This is a genomic window from Streptomyces sp. NPDC101490 (assembly GCF_044767145.1).
Taxonomy (GTDB): domain Bacteria; phylum Actinomycetota; class Actinomycetes; order Streptomycetales; family Streptomycetaceae; genus Streptomyces.
Genome location: NZ_JBIWNI010000036.1, coordinates 22,667 through 37,076 on the forward strand (window position 1 = coordinate 22,667; position 14,410 = coordinate 37,076).

18 protein-coding genes and 1 pseudogene are annotated in these 14,410 nt (G+C 70.9%); 13 read left to right on the forward strand and 6 right to left on the reverse strand.

The window, feature by feature from the left end; translation table 11 throughout:
* Nucleotides 1-81: 81 nt before the first annotated feature.
* From ACIRQY_RS34000 to ACIRQY_RS34030, 7 genes are all read left to right on the forward strand, one after another.
* Nucleotides 82-483, forward strand: a complete 402-nt coding sequence (locus tag ACIRQY_RS34000) for a hypothetical protein (protein WP_403932245.1) — start codon at nucleotides 82-84, stop codon at nucleotides 481-483.
* Nucleotides 480-890: a hypothetical protein gene (locus ACIRQY_RS34005; RefSeq protein WP_403932248.1), complete on the forward strand. Its 411-nt coding sequence runs from the start codon at nucleotides 480-482 to the stop codon at nucleotides 888-890. The genes ACIRQY_RS34000 and ACIRQY_RS34005 overlap by 4 nt, the downstream gene beginning before the upstream one ends.
* Nucleotides 891-1,332: 442 nt before the next feature.
* Nucleotides 1,333-1,509, forward strand: coding sequence for a hypothetical protein (locus tag ACIRQY_RS34010; protein WP_403932250.1), 177 nt, complete (start codon nucleotides 1,333-1,335; stop codon nucleotides 1,507-1,509).
* 263 nt (nucleotides 1,510-1,772) lie between these two features.
* A complete protein-coding gene (locus ACIRQY_RS34015) occupies nucleotides 1,773-2,558 on the forward strand; it encodes a hypothetical protein (protein ID WP_403932253.1) in 786 nt (261 codons plus the stop codon).
* Between the two features lie 163 nt (nucleotides 2,559-2,721).
* The gene (locus tag ACIRQY_RS34020) at nucleotides 2,722-3,552 is read left to right on the forward strand and encodes a hypothetical protein (RefSeq protein WP_403932256.1); all 831 of its coding nucleotides are present in this window, start codon (nucleotides 2,722-2,724) and stop codon (nucleotides 3,550-3,552) included.
* 290 nt (nucleotides 3,553-3,842) lie between these two features.
* Nucleotides 3,843-4,172, forward strand: coding sequence for a hypothetical protein (locus ACIRQY_RS34025; protein ID WP_403932259.1), 330 nt, complete (start codon nucleotides 3,843-3,845; stop codon nucleotides 4,170-4,172).
* Nucleotides 4,173-4,514: 342 nt separating this feature from the next.
* Complete coding sequence (locus ACIRQY_RS34030) at nucleotides 4,515-4,925, forward strand: hypothetical protein (protein WP_403932263.1); 411 nt, start codon at nucleotides 4,515-4,517, stop codon at nucleotides 4,923-4,925.
* 499 nt (nucleotides 4,926-5,424) lie between these two features.
* Here ACIRQY_RS34030 and ACIRQY_RS34035 read toward each other — a convergent pair whose 3' ends face one another.
* A complete protein-coding gene (locus tag ACIRQY_RS34035) occupies nucleotides 5,425-5,910 on the reverse strand; it encodes a hypothetical protein (protein ID WP_403932266.1) in 486 nt (161 codons plus the stop codon).
* Nucleotides 5,911-6,660: 750 nt separating this feature from the next.
* On the opposite strand from ACIRQY_RS34035, the gene ACIRQY_RS34040 reads away from it, so the two are divergent.
* The 3 genes from ACIRQY_RS34040 (at nucleotide 6,661) to ACIRQY_RS34050 (ending at nucleotide 8,297) form a co-directional block, all read left to right on the forward strand.
* Nucleotides 6,661-6,927 carry a hypothetical protein gene (locus ACIRQY_RS34040; protein ID WP_403932269.1) on the forward strand — a complete coding sequence of 89 codons (267 nt, stop codon included), beginning with the start codon at nucleotides 6,661-6,663 and terminating at the stop codon, nucleotides 6,925-6,927.
* 241 nt (nucleotides 6,928-7,168) lie between these two features.
* Nucleotides 7,169-7,510: a hypothetical protein gene (locus ACIRQY_RS34045; RefSeq protein WP_403932271.1), complete on the forward strand. Its 342-nt coding sequence runs from the start codon at nucleotides 7,169-7,171 to the stop codon at nucleotides 7,508-7,510.
* 376 nt (nucleotides 7,511-7,886) lie between these two features.
* On the forward strand, nucleotides 7,887-8,297 hold the full coding sequence (locus tag ACIRQY_RS34050) for an ML domain-containing protein (protein ID WP_403932274.1): 411 nt from the start codon (nucleotides 7,887-7,889) through the stop codon (nucleotides 8,295-8,297).
* A 261-nt stretch (nucleotides 8,298-8,558) separates the two neighbouring features.
* Here ACIRQY_RS34050 and ACIRQY_RS34055 read toward each other — a convergent pair whose 3' ends face one another.
* From ACIRQY_RS34055 to ACIRQY_RS34070, 4 genes are read right to left on the reverse strand one after another with little or no spacing between them, the layout of a single operon-like run.
* Nucleotides 8,559-8,831 carry a hypothetical protein gene (locus tag ACIRQY_RS34055; RefSeq protein ID WP_403932277.1) on the reverse strand — a complete coding sequence of 91 codons (273 nt, stop codon included), beginning with the start codon at nucleotides 8,829-8,831 and terminating at the stop codon, nucleotides 8,559-8,561.
* Nucleotides 8,828-9,463: a GTP cyclohydrolase I gene (folE, locus tag ACIRQY_RS34060; RefSeq protein WP_403932280.1), complete on the reverse strand. Its 636-nt coding sequence runs from the start codon at nucleotides 9,461-9,463 to the stop codon at nucleotides 8,828-8,830. The genes ACIRQY_RS34055 and folE overlap by 4 nt, the downstream gene beginning before the upstream one ends.
* 47 nt (nucleotides 9,464-9,510) lie before the next feature.
* The gene (locus ACIRQY_RS34065; RefSeq protein ID WP_403932283.1) at nucleotides 9,511-10,254 is read right to left on the reverse strand and encodes a 7-carboxy-7-deazaguanine synthase QueE; all 744 of its coding nucleotides are present in this window, start codon (nucleotides 10,252-10,254) and stop codon (nucleotides 9,511-9,513) included.
* On the reverse strand, nucleotides 10,251-10,661 hold the full coding sequence (locus ACIRQY_RS34070) for a 6-pyruvoyl trahydropterin synthase family protein (protein ID WP_403932286.1): 411 nt from the start codon (nucleotides 10,659-10,661) through the stop codon (nucleotides 10,251-10,253). The genes ACIRQY_RS34065 and ACIRQY_RS34070 overlap by 4 nt, the downstream gene beginning before the upstream one ends.
* Nucleotides 10,662-10,963: 302 nt before the next feature.
* On the opposite strand from ACIRQY_RS34070, the gene ACIRQY_RS34075 reads away from it, so the two are divergent.
* The 3 genes from ACIRQY_RS34075 (at nucleotide 10,964) to ACIRQY_RS34085 (ending at nucleotide 12,724) form a co-directional block, all read left to right on the forward strand.
* Nucleotides 10,964-11,134, forward strand: coding sequence for a hypothetical protein (locus ACIRQY_RS34075; protein ID WP_403932294.1), 171 nt, complete (start codon nucleotides 10,964-10,966; stop codon nucleotides 11,132-11,134).
* 261 nt (nucleotides 11,135-11,395) lie between these two features.
* Nucleotides 11,396-12,361 carry a Twin-arginine translocation pathway signal gene (locus ACIRQY_RS34080; RefSeq protein ID WP_403932297.1) on the forward strand — a complete coding sequence of 322 codons (966 nt, stop codon included), beginning with the start codon at nucleotides 11,396-11,398 and terminating at the stop codon, nucleotides 12,359-12,361.
* Nucleotides 12,362-12,580: 219 nt separating this feature from the next.
* Nucleotides 12,581-12,724 (forward strand): hypothetical protein, encoded by a 144-nt coding sequence (locus tag ACIRQY_RS34085; RefSeq protein ID WP_403932300.1) that lies wholly within the window; start codon nucleotides 12,581-12,583, stop codon nucleotides 12,722-12,724.
* On the opposite strand, the pseudogene ACIRQY_RS34090 reads toward ACIRQY_RS34085, so the two are convergent.
* A pseudogene (locus ACIRQY_RS34090) lies at nucleotides 12,674-14,152 on the reverse strand (Scr1 family TA system antitoxin-like transcriptional regulator); the annotation flags it as partial. The gene ACIRQY_RS34085 and the pseudogene ACIRQY_RS34090 overlap by 51 nt on opposite strands.
* Between the last annotated feature and the right edge of the window lie 258 nt (nucleotides 14,153-14,410).

Consider the following 14,410-nt stretch of genomic DNA (forward strand, 5'->3'; position numbering starts at 1 on the left):
AGCGCGACATCGATATGCACGCCCCGGCCCCCGGTGCGGTTGTCTGGACGAAGACGCCGACACCGCCCCCGGGAGGCCCCCGTGCCAGACAACTCCCCACCCCCGCCCGGCACCGCCCTCGTGCGCCGCGAGCGCACCGGGGTCGCCCTGTACGTGTGCGAGCCCGACCCCGTCGCCGCCCGGCAGATACTCGCCGCCGCTCGCCAGATTGCTACGGAGAAGGGCTGGGAGGTCGCTGCGAAGGCCTCCGTTATTGACCACTGCCTGCTGACCAGCGACCCCCAGAGCCGTGCGGGCTGGACCGCCGTCCGACAGTTCGTCCGACGGCCCGAAATCAACGTTCTCCTCGTCCCCGAGATCGCACACCTCGGCTGGAGATGGTCGGTCTGGCAGGCCGAGCAGCGCCATCTCCACACCCACGGAGTCTCCCTGGCCTCCGTCGCCCCCATGCTCGACACGATCCTCCAGGGAGGCGAACGATGATCCACGGCAGCGTTGTCCACGACCCCACCGGATCCTGGGACACCAAGGCCCCGCTCGACCGCGACGCCCACACCGCCCTCGCCACCGCCGTCCTGCACTGGGACCAGCACACCGCCCCCGCCCCCGCCGACGTCGAACAGACCGCCCTTCTGCTCTCTGGCTACCTCGACCGCCTGGCCCGCGAACTGCACACAGCCCTAGAGACGCTGCCGCACCGGCAGCTGCCAGTCAGAGATCACGTGGCGGCCGAGATAGCCCTCAGCCAGGTGAGGCGCCGGCTCGACGGTCCCTCAGGCGCTTTCCAGGGCGAACCGCTGGCCCAGGCGCAGTCCGCGGCCCGGCTCGTCGACACGCTCCACCACGCTGTCGACCGCACCCTCGGCGCACATCCGCCCACCGCCACCTGAGAACACGACGACTTCAACAAGAGGAGCCGGACCGCCACCTGCCGACTGCCCCCCTCCCCGCCACCATCAACCCAAGCGCCCCGGCTCCCGCTCGGCGCGTAGCCCCCTCCGCCGGGCCCTACTGTGACTCCCGGGCCGGGCTGCCGACTGGTTATCGCTCCCCGGGCTCCGGTGACCGGCACCCAACGCCCCAGCGGGCGCCGGTCACCACCCCTCGCCGCCGTCGAGCCCCGCCTCCGGCCGCCCCCCGTCCCACCCCGTTTCACCCCCTCCCGCCTTCCGCCGTACGGGACTTGCGGGGCTAACCCCGCCGCCCGGCACCATCCGGACCACCGCGCACCGACGCCGACACCCGGCACCCCCGCGACGTCCAGCACGCCGCCCCCGCGCGCCGTCCCCGCGCCCATTCCCGGCGCACCGCCTGCCCGGAAGGCCCCCGCCCGTGTCCCTCCTCGCCCTCCTCGTCGCCGTGCTCCTGGCCCTCGTCCTGCTCTTGGTCCTCGGCGCCGTCGGCTACCTCGTCCACCGCCACCCCCAGCTCGACAAGCCCCTGTCCGTCACCGGCACCTGGGCCGCCGCGGCCGTCGCCGCCGTCGCCCTCCTCCTCGCCGTCCGCTGACCCGAACCCACCCCGGACGGCACCGGTCCCACCACCCGCCCGGCAGACCGAACACCCCCGCCCTGCACCCCGGAGCCAGACCGCCGGCTCACCCGTCCGGGTGAATCTCAGCCCTCACCTACGCGGGGGCGACTTGCAACGAGCCACCCCAACTCACTCCAGGGGAAGACCACTTGACACACAACGGAACATTCAAGGATGTTTCCGGCGAAAGACACGACCAGGCCCCGCCCGCCCCACACGACAGCTACGGAAGGAACCACATGAGCCCCCGACGAGAGACCTACGACGAGTACGGCGCGGCCGGGCGCCTCGGCCTGCCGGTGGCGGCCTGGCGGTGGGCGGCCGGGACCGGCCTCGTCCCGCCCCCCGACGCGGGCCGCTGGGAGTGGACCCGCACCACCGTCGAAGCCACCGAACCCGAAGCCCTGCGCGCCGCCTTCCACGTCCGCAACGCCCACCAGGCCGCCGAACAGCTCACCGCCGCCCTGGGCGACCCGCTACCCCCCAGGCGACCCGCGGTGACCGTCTCCGCCGTCGCACGCCTCGTCCGCGCCGGACTCCTCGCCCAACTCGGAGACGACCCCGACTTCCCCATCGTCCACGCCGACCAGGTCGCCCAGCTCGCCCGCCGCCGGGACCTGCCCGCCGTCCCCGACCGCCACATCCCCCTCGGCCCCGACCAGGCCGCCCACCGCCTCGGCGTCCGCCGCACCGACCTCGACCACCTGGTCCGCCTCGGCTACCTCACCCCCACCCACACCACCCAGGTCCGCTACCCCGCCGCCCAGGGCGGCCCCACCACCATCCCCCTCTACAACGCCCAGGACGTCGCCCTCCTCGACACCGTCCGCCCCCACATCGACTGGCCCGCCGTCCGCGCCACCCCCGCCCGGCCGCCGCTCCCTCCTCGCCGCCCTCGACCCGGTCACCCCCGACACCGACCACGTCGGCGTGGACGACGTCGCCCTCGTCGTGGGAGTCGTATGAGGTCGAGACCAGCTGGTGCCGCATCGAGGTCGACCCGACTGAAGGGGACACGCTCCTGAACGGAGTCGTCGATCCTCAACGGTTCGAGGAGCTGGCTGCGCTGCTGACCCGGTTCGGTCTGCGGTTCAGTCTTGAGCTCTATGACGATGACGGGGAACTGCTGCGGGAGATCGAAGCGCCCCCGTCCTCGCCCTGATGTCTGCAATTGCAGACACTCCGCCCGTGGTCTCCACCGCCACCGCCCTCGTGCCCGTCCTCAAGACCCACGGAGCCGACGCAGTCCGCGACGTCCTCACCCACGCCCACACCACCGCCACGACCACCGGCACCAAACTCACCACCACCACCACCACCACCGTCAAACGAGCCCTGCGCGCCCGCGGATTCACCACCGAACCCGCAGACACCACCCCCTCTGCTCACCGAATGACGAGAACCGCACCGAGGCCAACCGGCTCGCTGCCACCCGCGCCCGCACCGAGCAGGCCACTGGGAGCTGAGCAAGAACTCGCTGGTCACAGGCTCGAACCAGCTGCCATGATCCGATTCATGGCGATCCTCGACATCCTGACCGAAGTTGCGAAGACAGGCCGATGGGGCCCTGTGGTCACCGGAGCCGACTGGAACGAGGTGACCGCAGCCTTCGGCGAGCCCTGGGATGTCGGCACGATGAGCCGGAGCCGGAAGTGGCCCCGGCTCTTCGCATACGGCGACCTCGAACTCAGCGTCTGCCGCTGCCGCAGGATCGGTCTCATCTGCATCCAGACCTGGCGTGACGTGATCGAACTGCCGTCCTCCACCTCCGGAGCGATGCAGAACTCTCCCGGCGGCGTCACCTGTCAGGACGTCACGCAAGCTCTCGACCAGGCCGGCTGCCCCTGGCAGCCCGATGTATCCTTCACCTTCGGCGGCCAGTGCGCTCTCACGGCCCTGCCCAGCGGAGCGACCTTCACCTTCGAGATCGCCCGAGGCACGGAACCGACCCTCAACGTTGTGGGGCTACCGGGCGATTCCCATCACTGCCCGGCTCCGACTCGCCGGACGACACCCTGACGAGATCAACATTTCTGCCCTGGACCGCGGCGGTCTGCCTCCCAAAGCAGTGGACAAACGCTGTCCACTCTCGGGTTCTGGCTCAACTTCTGTGATGCCAGCTTCTCGATTGTGGCGCCGGGTCGTGGACACGGGAAGCCAGCAGGTGAGGTAGACCACCCCCGTGCTGGTGCGGTGGCACCGCGTTTGACGCCAGAGCCCGAACGGACCGCCGACCGGCGGGGGCAGCCTCATGCCTGGTGCCATCCAGTCCGTACGATCAACATACCGTGGAAAAGGAAGGCCACCTCATGACCACCACCAGCACGACGACGGTCAAGATCAAGGGCGGCGGGAGCCTGCCGCTGACCCGGACATCGGTCATCGAGGCATCCCGTACAGAGCCCGACTACACCGCGCATGGCTCCAACGACTTCTGGGTCGTAGCCGACATCGGCGGACGCCTGATACCAGTGATTCCGCTCGTACGGGCCGCGCTCGCCGCGGAACCCCACAACACCAACGAGGCCGAGGCGAAGCTGAGAGACCTGGGGTTCCAGATCTTCATCAAGCGCCTCTACACCCCTGGCGGTCAGCCGGTCAGGCTGACACAGCAGCAACTCAAGGGCGCCCGCCCCTGACCACATGGTCGTCCCGCCAGTGAATCGAAGTCCGGCCCCGATGCTGGAAGGGCCGTGCGGCCCGGTGCTACGGCTGCGCATAGCCCGCGTGCCGACCGTACGGCGACTACCTCAACTTCTGTGGGCACACCTCGTACCCGCCCAGGCCAGCATGAGGGCGCTCTTTCTGACCTGTGAGTTTCCCGCGTCCTGCGAGCCGACGCCACGATCGAGAAGCTGGCATCACAGAAGTTGAGCCAGAACCCGAGAACGGGAGGCGCCTCGTGGATTCTCCGTCGGCCGGTCGGAGGTAGGCGTCGGCTGCATTGCACATCGACATCTGTGCGCCCGTAGGGTGGTCTGATGTTCGATCGCTTGGAGATCAAGGTGTTGCCGCCGGGACCCCGGTTCGCGGCCCAGTTGCGGTTCTGGGTCAACGGCGAGGACGTGGTCGAAGAGACGGTCGGCGAAGGCGGCCGCGGACCGTACGCGGCTGAGGCGCTGCCAGCCAGCGGCACCAGCCCTCTCCGGGCGACCGGCGAAGCGCGGCGCCTGGAGCTGGGGGAACCAGACTGCACCGGAGGCTGCTGCGGCTTCCTGACCGTGGTCGTGCAGCGGTTCGGGGATACCGTGCAGTGGTCGAACTGGGAGGTTCCGTGGGCGGCGCACACCCCTGTGCCTCACCCCCCACCGGAACTCCACTTCGACGCGAGTCAGTACGACGCCGAAGTGGCTCGTGCTGAGGGGGACCGCTGGTGGCAAGTTCACCCGTAGCCCAGCACGGCACGACCCCGCCCGGCTGAGGGCTCCGACCGGCCCCGCACCCTTGGCCAACGGGGAACGCCCAGGCCCAGGGGCAGGACGGCGTCTCGCGCCGCGCCTCCGCCAGTTCATCGAGCTGCGCCGACAGCGCCCCGATGTCGACCAGGCCCGCGCTGTACGCCTCCAGGAGCACCTCCACCGCGTGCGACAGGGACACCTGGTCCTGCCGCGCGCACCTTGCCCTGCTCCGTCACACAACCAGTCACACGAGGCCCAGTAACACGGCCCTGACCTGCAAAAACTCCCCTAACCCCTCACCTGGCTTTCGCATGTGACCGGGCCGGGGAGCCCGCCCGGCGGGCGGGCTCCCCGGCTCCGCAGGCGCCTGACCCGTCGCACGCAGCCATTCCGCGAACCCCGCCTCGAAGTTGTCCCCGTGCCAGTTCTCCGCCGCCCACCGCTCGAACGCGACCGGCCTCCGGGCGCGGCGGGTCCCTCAAGAGACCACCGGCTAGGGTCCGGAGCCGCGCACCCGTGGCTCCGGGTCCCTCTCCCGTACGTTCAGCGCGGCCGTCCTGACCCGGGAGCGGTACCCCTGGAGAGGCTCAGTGAGCGAGAATCCACGGCGGAGGCGTTCGCTGAGCACGACATCGTGCGGGAGCCGCTCCATGTCCCGCGCTTCGACGCGTACACCCTGCTGCCCGAGTCTGTCGGCGAGCCAACCCCAGTGGCCGGCTGCCGCCTGCCCGTGTGTCTCGTCCTCGTCCGTTTCGTCCGGCCCGACCACCATCCGGGCGGTCTCCTCGAAGTCCTCGGCCGGCATCCGTGGCGCGATGCCCGCCGAGCCCATGGCGTGCTGAGTCCACCCTCGGTCGTCGAGCAGCACCAGGCTGCGGCCGTCCGTCAGGACCGCCTCGAGCCGTGCCGACACCGACAGGGTGTCCGCGGCGCTGCCGTCCAGGTCCACGTAGGTCACCAGACGGGTCACAACAGTCATGTCCGCCTCCTCCCGGCCCACCGGATCCTGGTTGAACCGCCGCGCCGGAGCCACGATATCTCGCGCCCCGAACCGGAACCCGACCCCGGACCACACCCTCCCACCAGGGCGGATGGTCACACGGCGCACGGGTCCGCTGCCTCGTGGGCATGGGCACGAGTCGGAGCGTCCGCAGACCGGCCGCGGGAGTGGCGGGCCTGGTGCCGCTCGGCGTCCCGGATCCACCGCTCGGTACACCCCCGTCTCGGGCCGGATGTGACCGGCGGTATGTGACCGGTTCCGCGATCTGCCGGTCGACGCCCCCTTGACGGCTCTACGATCCGTGGCCGGGCCCCCTTGACCATCCCCCGCGCCAAGGGGGCCCGGTCTCTCTGGCGTTCCGTCACCGGTCTGCTGACGGCCCGCCAGGGTGGCCGGGGAGACTGGGGTGGTGAGTACCGCATCCCGCCGGGCCCTGGGCCCCGGACCCTTCCCCGCCGTACCCGTCCCGGCCGCGCCGACCACCCCCGCTCCCGCCCGGGGCCAGGCTTCGGCTGTCCGGGATCCTCGCTCGCTGACGGCCGCTGAGCGGGCGGTGGCGGGTGACTGGACCCCCGCCCCCGGCCCGGAGCCCGGCTCCGGTCTGTCCGGGGCGCCCCGGGCCCGGCCCGTCCGGCGCCGTCTCGGCACCGGCCCCGCCGACCCCGGCCCCGCCACCCGATAACCCCGCCCGGTCGTTGCGGCGGGCGGTCCCGGCTCGTTGTGCAGGACATGCAGACCCTCCAGCAGACGACCGGCGTGACGATCGCCTGGGTGCAGTGTTTGTGCGGCGCAGCCGGGGCGTTCCTCCTCGGCTCCGCCTCCCTGGCCGATGCTGTCTGGCACGTCGAGACCGCCCACCCCGGCCAGGACCCTCTGCGGCTCCTGGAGGCGCGTACCGACGACGCCGCCGTCACCCGCAATACACGCGGTCTCGACCGCGACAACCCCGCACCCTGGCTCAAGGAGCTGAACGGCGCCCTCCCCGCCGACTTCTGACGGCCCGTGTCTGAACCTGTTGGGGCTGGCTGGGGCTTTCTCGCGGACCGGGGCCAGATCGTGGTGTTCCTTTCGCCGTCATGGTGACGGCCGGAGGAACGGCTCAACGGTCCTGAGACGCGCGTGGGCGATTTCTGGGTTCTCCGCCCTGGAGTGGGGCAGGTGCGTAGGGTCGGTTCTTGATCACTAACGTGGTCTGCGGTTCATCCGAGGCCGCACCCTGCAACCCAAGGACGGCAGCATGCCGCAGTACCCGGGTGTCCACATCTTCGAGAACACCCGCCTCAGCCTCGCAACGAGCGGGGTGTCCGAGCCGGTCCCCGTGCTCATCGCCGAGTTCGACCCAGCCGTCGGCACGGTGGTGCCGGTCGAGAACTGGCTGGGCTTCACCGAGATCTTCGGTGAAAGTGAGAGCGGGCTGGCTCTGACGGTGCGTTCGTACTTCAACAACGGTGGCAGCCGGTTCCTCCTCGCCAACACGAGCGGGCGGAATGTGGAAGAGGTCCTCGCAGAGTTCGGGGAAGGCCACGTCGTCACGGTGCTGGAGCCGGGGGACCAGGGCACCGAGCCGGCGGGCGAATGAGCCCGGGTCCCGGCTGACTGCCTGGCCGCGCTCGCGGCCGTCAACACCACCCCGGGCCTGCCGTCGTCCGGCGCCGCGCCCCGAGACTTCCCGCCCCCGGCTCCGCCCGAGGTGCCACCGGGGTGTCTCCCGGCTTCGGGCATCGTTCCAGGCCCCGAAAGGGCGCGTTCTTCTCTGCGGAGAGCGTCAGGTCGCCGTACGGGCCCTACGGCCCTGGCTCGGGCTCCGGCCCCGGCGGGCGGAGTGCCCCTGGCCCGTCCGCCCTCCGCGTCCTGGCGGTCCTCGCCGTCCGGCGGGGCGTGGTTACCGGTTGACTCGTGCCGCACCTTCTCTTCACCGTGATCGCCAAGGGTGATCAGTCGGGTACGTTGCGTCAATGCCGACTGATCTGATCGAAGACGCCAGCGATGACACCTACCTTCTCGACATCAAGGACATCACCCTCACCCCCGCCTTCCCGGAACCGGGCAAGGAACTGCGCATCGACCTGACCGGCAGGTTGAAAGCAGAGGTCGATCTCACACAGGTCCAGGTCCAGGTCCAGGTGAAGCTGGGCCTGGTCACCCTGCTCCGGGAGTCGCGTCTCCTCCCGGACCTGCTTGCCACCTGGGGCGCGAAGCTGTCCGGTGACTCCAAGCCGCCCGCTGGCGAGTGGAAGCAGAGCTGGACCTTCCAGATGCCCAAAGAGATCCCGAAGGGCGACTTCCGCATCTACTTCACCTCGTACGCCGAAGACGACTCGGATTTCGCCGACCTGAAAGCGCGCGTCGACTTCCGCAAGCGCTGACGGCCCCGCCCCCAGAGAACGCCGCGCCCCGGGGGTCCCGGTTTGTCCTGTCTGGGTGTCTCGCATGAGAGGCACGTGGTTCCGGCGCTCCGACGGCGGGGCGCCCCGCCGCCGGAGCGCTGCGGCTGCGCTGTCCGCTGTCTGTCCGCCGCCGTACCCCGGGCGCCGGGCCCGCCCGCCGTCCGGTCGCGCCCTGGGGTGTTCTGTCTGTTTCGGTGGAAGTGGTTCCGGGGGAGGGTGGGTGCGGATTAAAACTCCTGGTCAGGAAGACCGCTCCCCGCTCACCGCCCGCGCCGCCTCGACCAGAAGCTCCACGGGAAGGGCGTAGCCGAGGTCGAACAGCCCGTTGTCCACGACGATCTCGGCGCCGCGCTCGGCTTCGCGGGCGAAGAAGGCCCGGTAGGCGTCGTCGGACAGGATGTGCTGGGCGCCGACGTGGTGGACCCGCGCGGGCTCCTGCGCGACGAAGGCGTTCAGGTAGGCCGGCGGGGCGATGACGGAGAAATCGATGCCCCGGCCGCGGACGCTCGTCACGGTGCCACCTGCTGGGCGACGAGGGCGAGGAACTGCTGCGCGAGAACAGGGTCGGCGGCCAGACGCCCGCCGCTGCGCATCGTGGTGGTACGGGCCGCTTCCATCCGCACGCCCCGCATACTCATGCACAAGTGCGTGCCGCGGACAGCCACGGCGATGTCGTCGTGGCCGATCGCGTCGGCGAGGTGTTCGGCGACCTGGCGGGTGAAGCGCTCCTGTACCTGGAGCCGAGCGGCGTAGAGCTGTGCGATCCTCCCGAACTTGGAGAGGCCCACCACCGTGCCGTCAGGCACGTACCCGGCGGTGACCTGCAGGTTCATGGGCAAGAGGTGATGCTCGCAGAGAGACCACACGCTCATCCCGCCCACGACGACCAACTGGTCACCCAGCTGGGACTCGGTGAAACAGGTGGTCGTGAGACTGGAGTCGGCGGACAGGAAGGTGCTCCACCAGGCCGCGACACGTTCGGGGGTACCAGTCAGCCCTTCGCGGCCCGGGTCCTCGCCCAGTTCGACGAGGAGCTGGGACACCAGCGCTTCGACCCGCCCGGTGTCGATGGAAGCGCCGTCGCGAATCTGCGGGAGGCCGGGTCCGTTCAGGCCGGTCCCGGGGCGGGACACGGATGTCGTCATGTGCGATTCCTTCCAGGTCTGGGGATTCGGGGTGGACCGGACGGACGTCAACGGCCGCGCGCGTCCGCGAACGCGAGCACGTGCAGACGGGTGGTGAGGTACCAGTGCCGGGCCGCGACCTCGTCAGCGAGCACCCGGGTCGCCGCCGTGACCGCTTCCGCGGTTGTGCCCTCGGGCATCACCCATACCGGCGCCAGCCGGTGCTCTTCGACGAGTTCGGCGATCCGGTCAAGGTCGGCCACCGTGGTCGCGACGAACTTGAACACCGCCCGCCGCGAATCCGCGAATGCCCTGAGCACGGAGGGCACCACGCTCCTCGCCTCGGCCATCCCGAAACTGGCGATCTTCGGTGACACGTTGAACCGGATTCCGTCCCGCACCAGTCCGGGCAGGGGTGAGAGGGTCCCGTTCGTCTCGATCTCCACCCGCTTGCCCGCGAGCAGTAGTTGGCGGGTCAGCGGAACCAGATGCTCCTGCTGGAGCAGCGGTTCCCCGCCGGTTATCACCACCAGCTCCACCGGCGAGGGCACCGCCCACGCCACCAGCTCCGACGCCGTCCGCTTCGTCGACTCCGTACGCGGATCGAACCGGGACCAGTCCCACGTGTATGGAGTGTCACACTTCGCGCACGTCAGGTTGCAGCGGGAGAGCCGGATGAACAGGGCCGGATGCCCGTAGCTGGGCCCTTCGCCCTGGAACGTGGGCACCTTCACCCCGAAGCACTCCGCGACGATCAGCCTGCGATCGCGCTCTCCTGCTGCGGCTCCGGAGGCTGCCGTCCCGGAGTTCACTTGTCCCCCACGTCGAAACGGGCCCAGCTGCGGCCGGTCTCCCGGACCTGGACGGCGAGGAGGCGTCCGGGCAGCTGCGGCTGCAGGTTCTGGACGATCCATCCGGCCAGGTACTGGGCCAGGTGCTCCGAGGTCGGCTCGAAGGGGAGGACCTCGTGCAGATTGCGGTGGTCCAGCTCGTTGCCGAGGAACTCCTTGAACGGGGCGAGCGCCCCGAAGTCCGTCACGAAGCCGGGCTCGGTCAGTGACATGGCGGTGAGGATGACGTCGATCTGGTAGCTGTGGCCGTGCTGCCGGGAGCACTTGTGCCCGGCGGGCAGCCCGGCGAGCCGGTGACCGGCCTCGAAGCCGAACGTCTTGCCGATGGTGAAGGTGCCGGGGGGCACGGATACGGAACTGAGAGTCATGGCTGTCCCTGAAGTCGGCAGGAGGGCGGCGTCGGCCGCCCGTGGCGGTGTACGGACGTGGCGAGATGCGGTGGACGCGGTGCGCGGAGCGGAGGACCGCGCGCCGTGAGCAGGCCGGGGCGCGGGTGCAGAGACCCGGGCCGGCCGGAGCGCTCCAGTCGGCTTCCAAGATGGCAGTTGGTCTGACGGTGCGTCATTGACGCTGTTCTGTAGGAACATTGACGGTGTCGGTCAATGTCGGGACGGTGCCCTACGAGGCAGGTCTGCTCGGGGGAACGGCGGAGGGGCGGACTGTGGGGGCGGTGACGCGGGCACGCCGTACGGAGATCCAGCGCGAGGCGACCCGCCTTCGGGCCCGATGCCAGCGCGAGGGAAACGGCCACGAACAGACCGCCGGCGTCCTGCGGGCCGAGCTGCCCGAACTGACCGCGCTGGAGGCATGGCGTCTGGCTCTGGGGTGGTCGAGAGCGTAGGCGATCCGCGAAGTGGGCTCGGTCTACCGGGTCGACGGTCTGCTCCCGCCGAACCTCTCGCAGGCCCTGCTGTGCCGGTACGAGCACGGGCAGGCAGTACCTGGCGACGAATACAGGATCATGATCTCCCGGGCGTACGGGGCGAGGCCGGACCAGCTCGGGCTGGAGACACGCTGCTTGTGGTGCAGGACGTGCGCGGCTCCGCCTCAACTCCACTACGGTCGGCAGCACAAGGAACCGAGCGCCGTACGAGAGGTGAAGATGACGACCGCGAGTGGGCTGCCCGCCATCCGTGAATCCGTACAGTGGGCCGTCCTGGACGTCCCCGGGGGCTCCTCCGCGCTCGTCGACCTGGCCGAAGCAGCAGTGGAGCACTACGCACTCAACTACAGCAAGCACCCGCCCGCCGTCCTGCTCGACGAAGTCCGGGCGACCCGCAACCTCTTGTCCACGGTCGTCGCCGAAGCGGCCCCCGTCACCGCCCGCGGCCTGCGGCAGCAGGTCGGATGGCTCTCCGCACTCCTGGGAAACCTCGCCTACCACCTCGACGACCGCTCCGGCGCCAGGGCCCACCTCACCCTGGCGGGAGCCATCGGCGAATCCACCCGCGAAGCCGCCCTCACCGCCTGGTCCAGCGGCGCCCTGGCCATGGTCGCCACCGCCCGCCACGACTGGCAGCACGCCCGGAACCACGCGGAGTACGGCCTCCAGCACGCCCCCGCCGGCCTTCGCCGCGCCCAGCTCCTGGGCTGGGCTCTCCTGCCCACCCTCGCCGCACTCGGCCACGCCGAACGCGCCGACGACGTCGTCAGCGAGAGCGACGAGATCATGAGGGCCGCCGTCGAGCTGCCGGGGCGGTTCGGATACGACGCCGCTGAGCACCGCCTGCACGTCGCCGAGGCCCATCTGACCCTGGAGCGCTACGACCGGGCCGCCGATGTCGCCCGAACCTCCATCACGGCGGCCCCCGAGCACACCCCGGGATGGGTGGCCGCAACCCTCGTCCTGGCCCTGGCCGAAGCCCGCGATGCCCCAGACCAGGCAGCCGGGCGGGCGCTGGACATCCTCGACCTCATCCCGCCCTCGCGGCTTCGCGCCACCGCCCGCACCCGCCTCACGCGCCTCGAACACGCACTCGGAACCAGCGCCATCGGACCGGGCGCCGACCTGACCGCCCGCCTGCGCGCCCTCCCGGCGCCGATCCGCCCCGACGGTACCGCCGCGTAACCACCAGCCCCCGTTCGCTGGTCGTTCGGATTCGTCGTAGCCGTAGCTCATGGGCGTGCAGGGGTGCGGCCGGTGGTCAGGCCGTGGTGGATGTCGGTGAGGAAGCCCCTGGTGTCGTCCGGCGACAGTGCCTGGTCGGCGTGGTGGTCGAGGATCAGGGCTCGGGCGCGGCCCCGGTTGCCGGTGGTGTAGTGGAAGGCGTCCTGGCGGTGCGCCGAGGTGGTGCTCGACGAGGTGGGTGACCGGCAGGGCGGAGGAGGCGGCGAGCCGCAGCACGCGGATGGTGACGTGCGGGCAGTGGGACAGCGCGAGCAGGTGCTCGATCTGGTCGGCCATCATCTGGTCGTCGCCGGTGGCCCGTAGAAGTACGGCTTCGTCCAGGGTGAGGTCCCAGGTCCGGGGGTCGTTCTGGAGGGTGGCCCGGGTCTCGGCGAGCGGGAGGTCGGTGTTGTTGGCCACTAGGGCGGTGCCGAGGCCGAACCGGGTCGCGTACTTCGGGGTCTGGAAGGGGTCGGGGATGTAGTCGATCGCGAAGGCACGGACGCGGGCCGAGGCGGTGACGGCGGCCCGCGCCCGGCCGAGGTTCCCGGGCAGCGAGTCGACCACGCAGTCCGCGGGGGTCCAGTGCTCGCCCAGGTAGGTCAGGAGTTCCGTCAGGGAGACCGGGGCCTTCCACCGGCCGAGCTTTCCGGGGCCGGAGGGTGTCGAGCCCTCCAGGTAGCGGACGGCGCCGGTCTCCCCGGCGAGCACGGCGAGAGGCGTGGTGTACCCGGACAGAGCGATCTGCTCCGGGGTGAGGTCCTGGTCCTCCCGGAACACGCGCAGCCGGGCGCCGATCAGGACGTGCCCGGCATCCGGCCCCGACTCCGGCTCTGCGGCCAGGATGTCCTCCAGGCGGGGGACTGGCCCGGAGGTCTTCGGCGCGGTGATCGCGGCGTAGGCGTGGGACTGCGTCCAGTCGTATGTGGCCCCGCTGGCCAGGCGGACGGGGAGCCGGGGTGATCGGTCGTGTCCCCACTGCCCTGTCGGGGCGATGCCCGGGGCCAGTAGCGCCCACGGCTCCAGCAGGGCGGTCAGGGCCTCCCTGCTGCGGGGGTGGTAGCCGATCCCGGCGGCGGCCCACGTCTCGACGAGGGCGCGTGAGCGCGCGGGATCCTGTTCAGGAGTGGCGTGAGTGATGGAAACGGCGCTGCCGGGCGGCAGCAGGTCGTGCAGGGACCGCAGAACTCCATCGGCGTCGGCGTCGTCGACCCAGGGCAGAACGTCGTTCAGCACGACACCGACCGGCTGGGTGAGGTCGAGGAACTCGGCGACCTGGTCGAGCAGGCCGGGGATGTCCCGGGCGTCGGCGCCGATCGCGCGTGTCGCCAGGTCCTCCGCCAGGCTCATGTTCGCGTGGGCGGCGACGTAGGGGTCGGCGTCGGCGTAGACGACACGCCCGGCCGCGTGAACGGTGCGGAGCACGTCGAACACGGGCGCCGGGCGGTACTGGCGCCGTTTGGCGATCCGGGGCGGGTAGCCACAGCCGAGGTTGACGATCTGCGTGATGCCGAGGGAGGCAAGGACGAGCGTGGCGCGCCCCGTGAAGTCCGCGTTGATCCTCATGCTGTCCAGCAGCCACGGCGCGGCCAGGAGGAGCCTCTCGCCGAGTTCGCGGTCGTCCGCCCGGTACCAGGCGTCGCCGTTGAGGAGGTAGTCGCAGACCCGGGGCGCCGAGCGGCCGTCGCCCGTCATGCCCTCCGGGCCGGGCGCCACGGCGATCGGTGTCGGCTCGGTGTGGTCGGACATCATGCTCCTTGCGATGGGGCCTGGATCGGAAGGGGGCCCGGCGCGGGGCCCTGGACCGTGAGCGGGGAGACTGCGGCACGGCCATGGGAGGGGGAGGGGCCCCGCGCCGGGGGCTGGACCTGTCCGGCGGACCGGCCCGAGGACATCCGGGCCGCCGGACAGGGGGCTAGGGCGTGTCTTCAAAGACTCCTTGATGGGGCATCATGTGGTGCATGGTGCGGCGGCATGAGCTCTCGGACGAAGAGTGGGTTGTGCTGTCGG

What these genes read in the sequence shown, in the direction of transcription:
- ACIRQY_RS34005 (WP_403932248.1), top strand. Translation starts at nt 480, where the DNA reads ATGATCCACGGCAGCGTTGTCCACGACCCCACCGGATCCTGGGACACC.
- ACIRQY_RS34015 (WP_403932253.1), top strand. Translation starts at nt 1,773, where the DNA reads ATGAGCCCCCGACGAGAGACCTACGACGAGTACGGCGCGGCCGGGCGC.
- ACIRQY_RS34025 (WP_403932259.1), top strand. Translation starts at nt 3,843, where the DNA reads ATGACCACCACCAGCACGACGACGGTCAAGATCAAGGGCGGCGGGAGC.
- ACIRQY_RS34030 (WP_403932263.1), top strand. Translation starts at nt 4,515, where the DNA reads ATGTTCGATCGCTTGGAGATCAAGGTGTTGCCGCCGGGACCCCGGTTC.
- ACIRQY_RS34035 (WP_403932266.1), bottom strand. Translation starts at nt 5,910, where the DNA reads ATGACTGTTGTGACCCGTCTGGTGACCTACGTGGACCTGGACGGCAGC.
- ACIRQY_RS34040 (WP_403932269.1), top strand. Translation starts at nt 6,661, where the DNA reads ATGCAGACCCTCCAGCAGACGACCGGCGTGACGATCGCCTGGGTGCAG.
- ACIRQY_RS34045 (WP_403932271.1), top strand. Translation starts at nt 7,169, where the DNA reads ATGCCGCAGTACCCGGGTGTCCACATCTTCGAGAACACCCGCCTCAGC.
- ACIRQY_RS34050 (WP_403932274.1), top strand. Translation starts at nt 7,887, where the DNA reads ATGCCGACTGATCTGATCGAAGACGCCAGCGATGACACCTACCTTCTC.
- folE (WP_403932280.1), bottom strand. Translation starts at nt 9,463, where the DNA reads ATGACGACATCCGTGTCCCGCCCCGGGACCGGCCTGAACGGACCCGGC.
- ACIRQY_RS34070 (WP_403932286.1), bottom strand. Translation starts at nt 10,661, where the DNA reads ATGACTCTCAGTTCCGTATCCGTGCCCCCCGGCACCTTCACCATCGGC.
- ACIRQY_RS34080 (WP_403932297.1), top strand. Translation starts at nt 11,396, where the DNA reads ATGACGACCGCGAGTGGGCTGCCCGCCATCCGTGAATCCGTACAGTGG.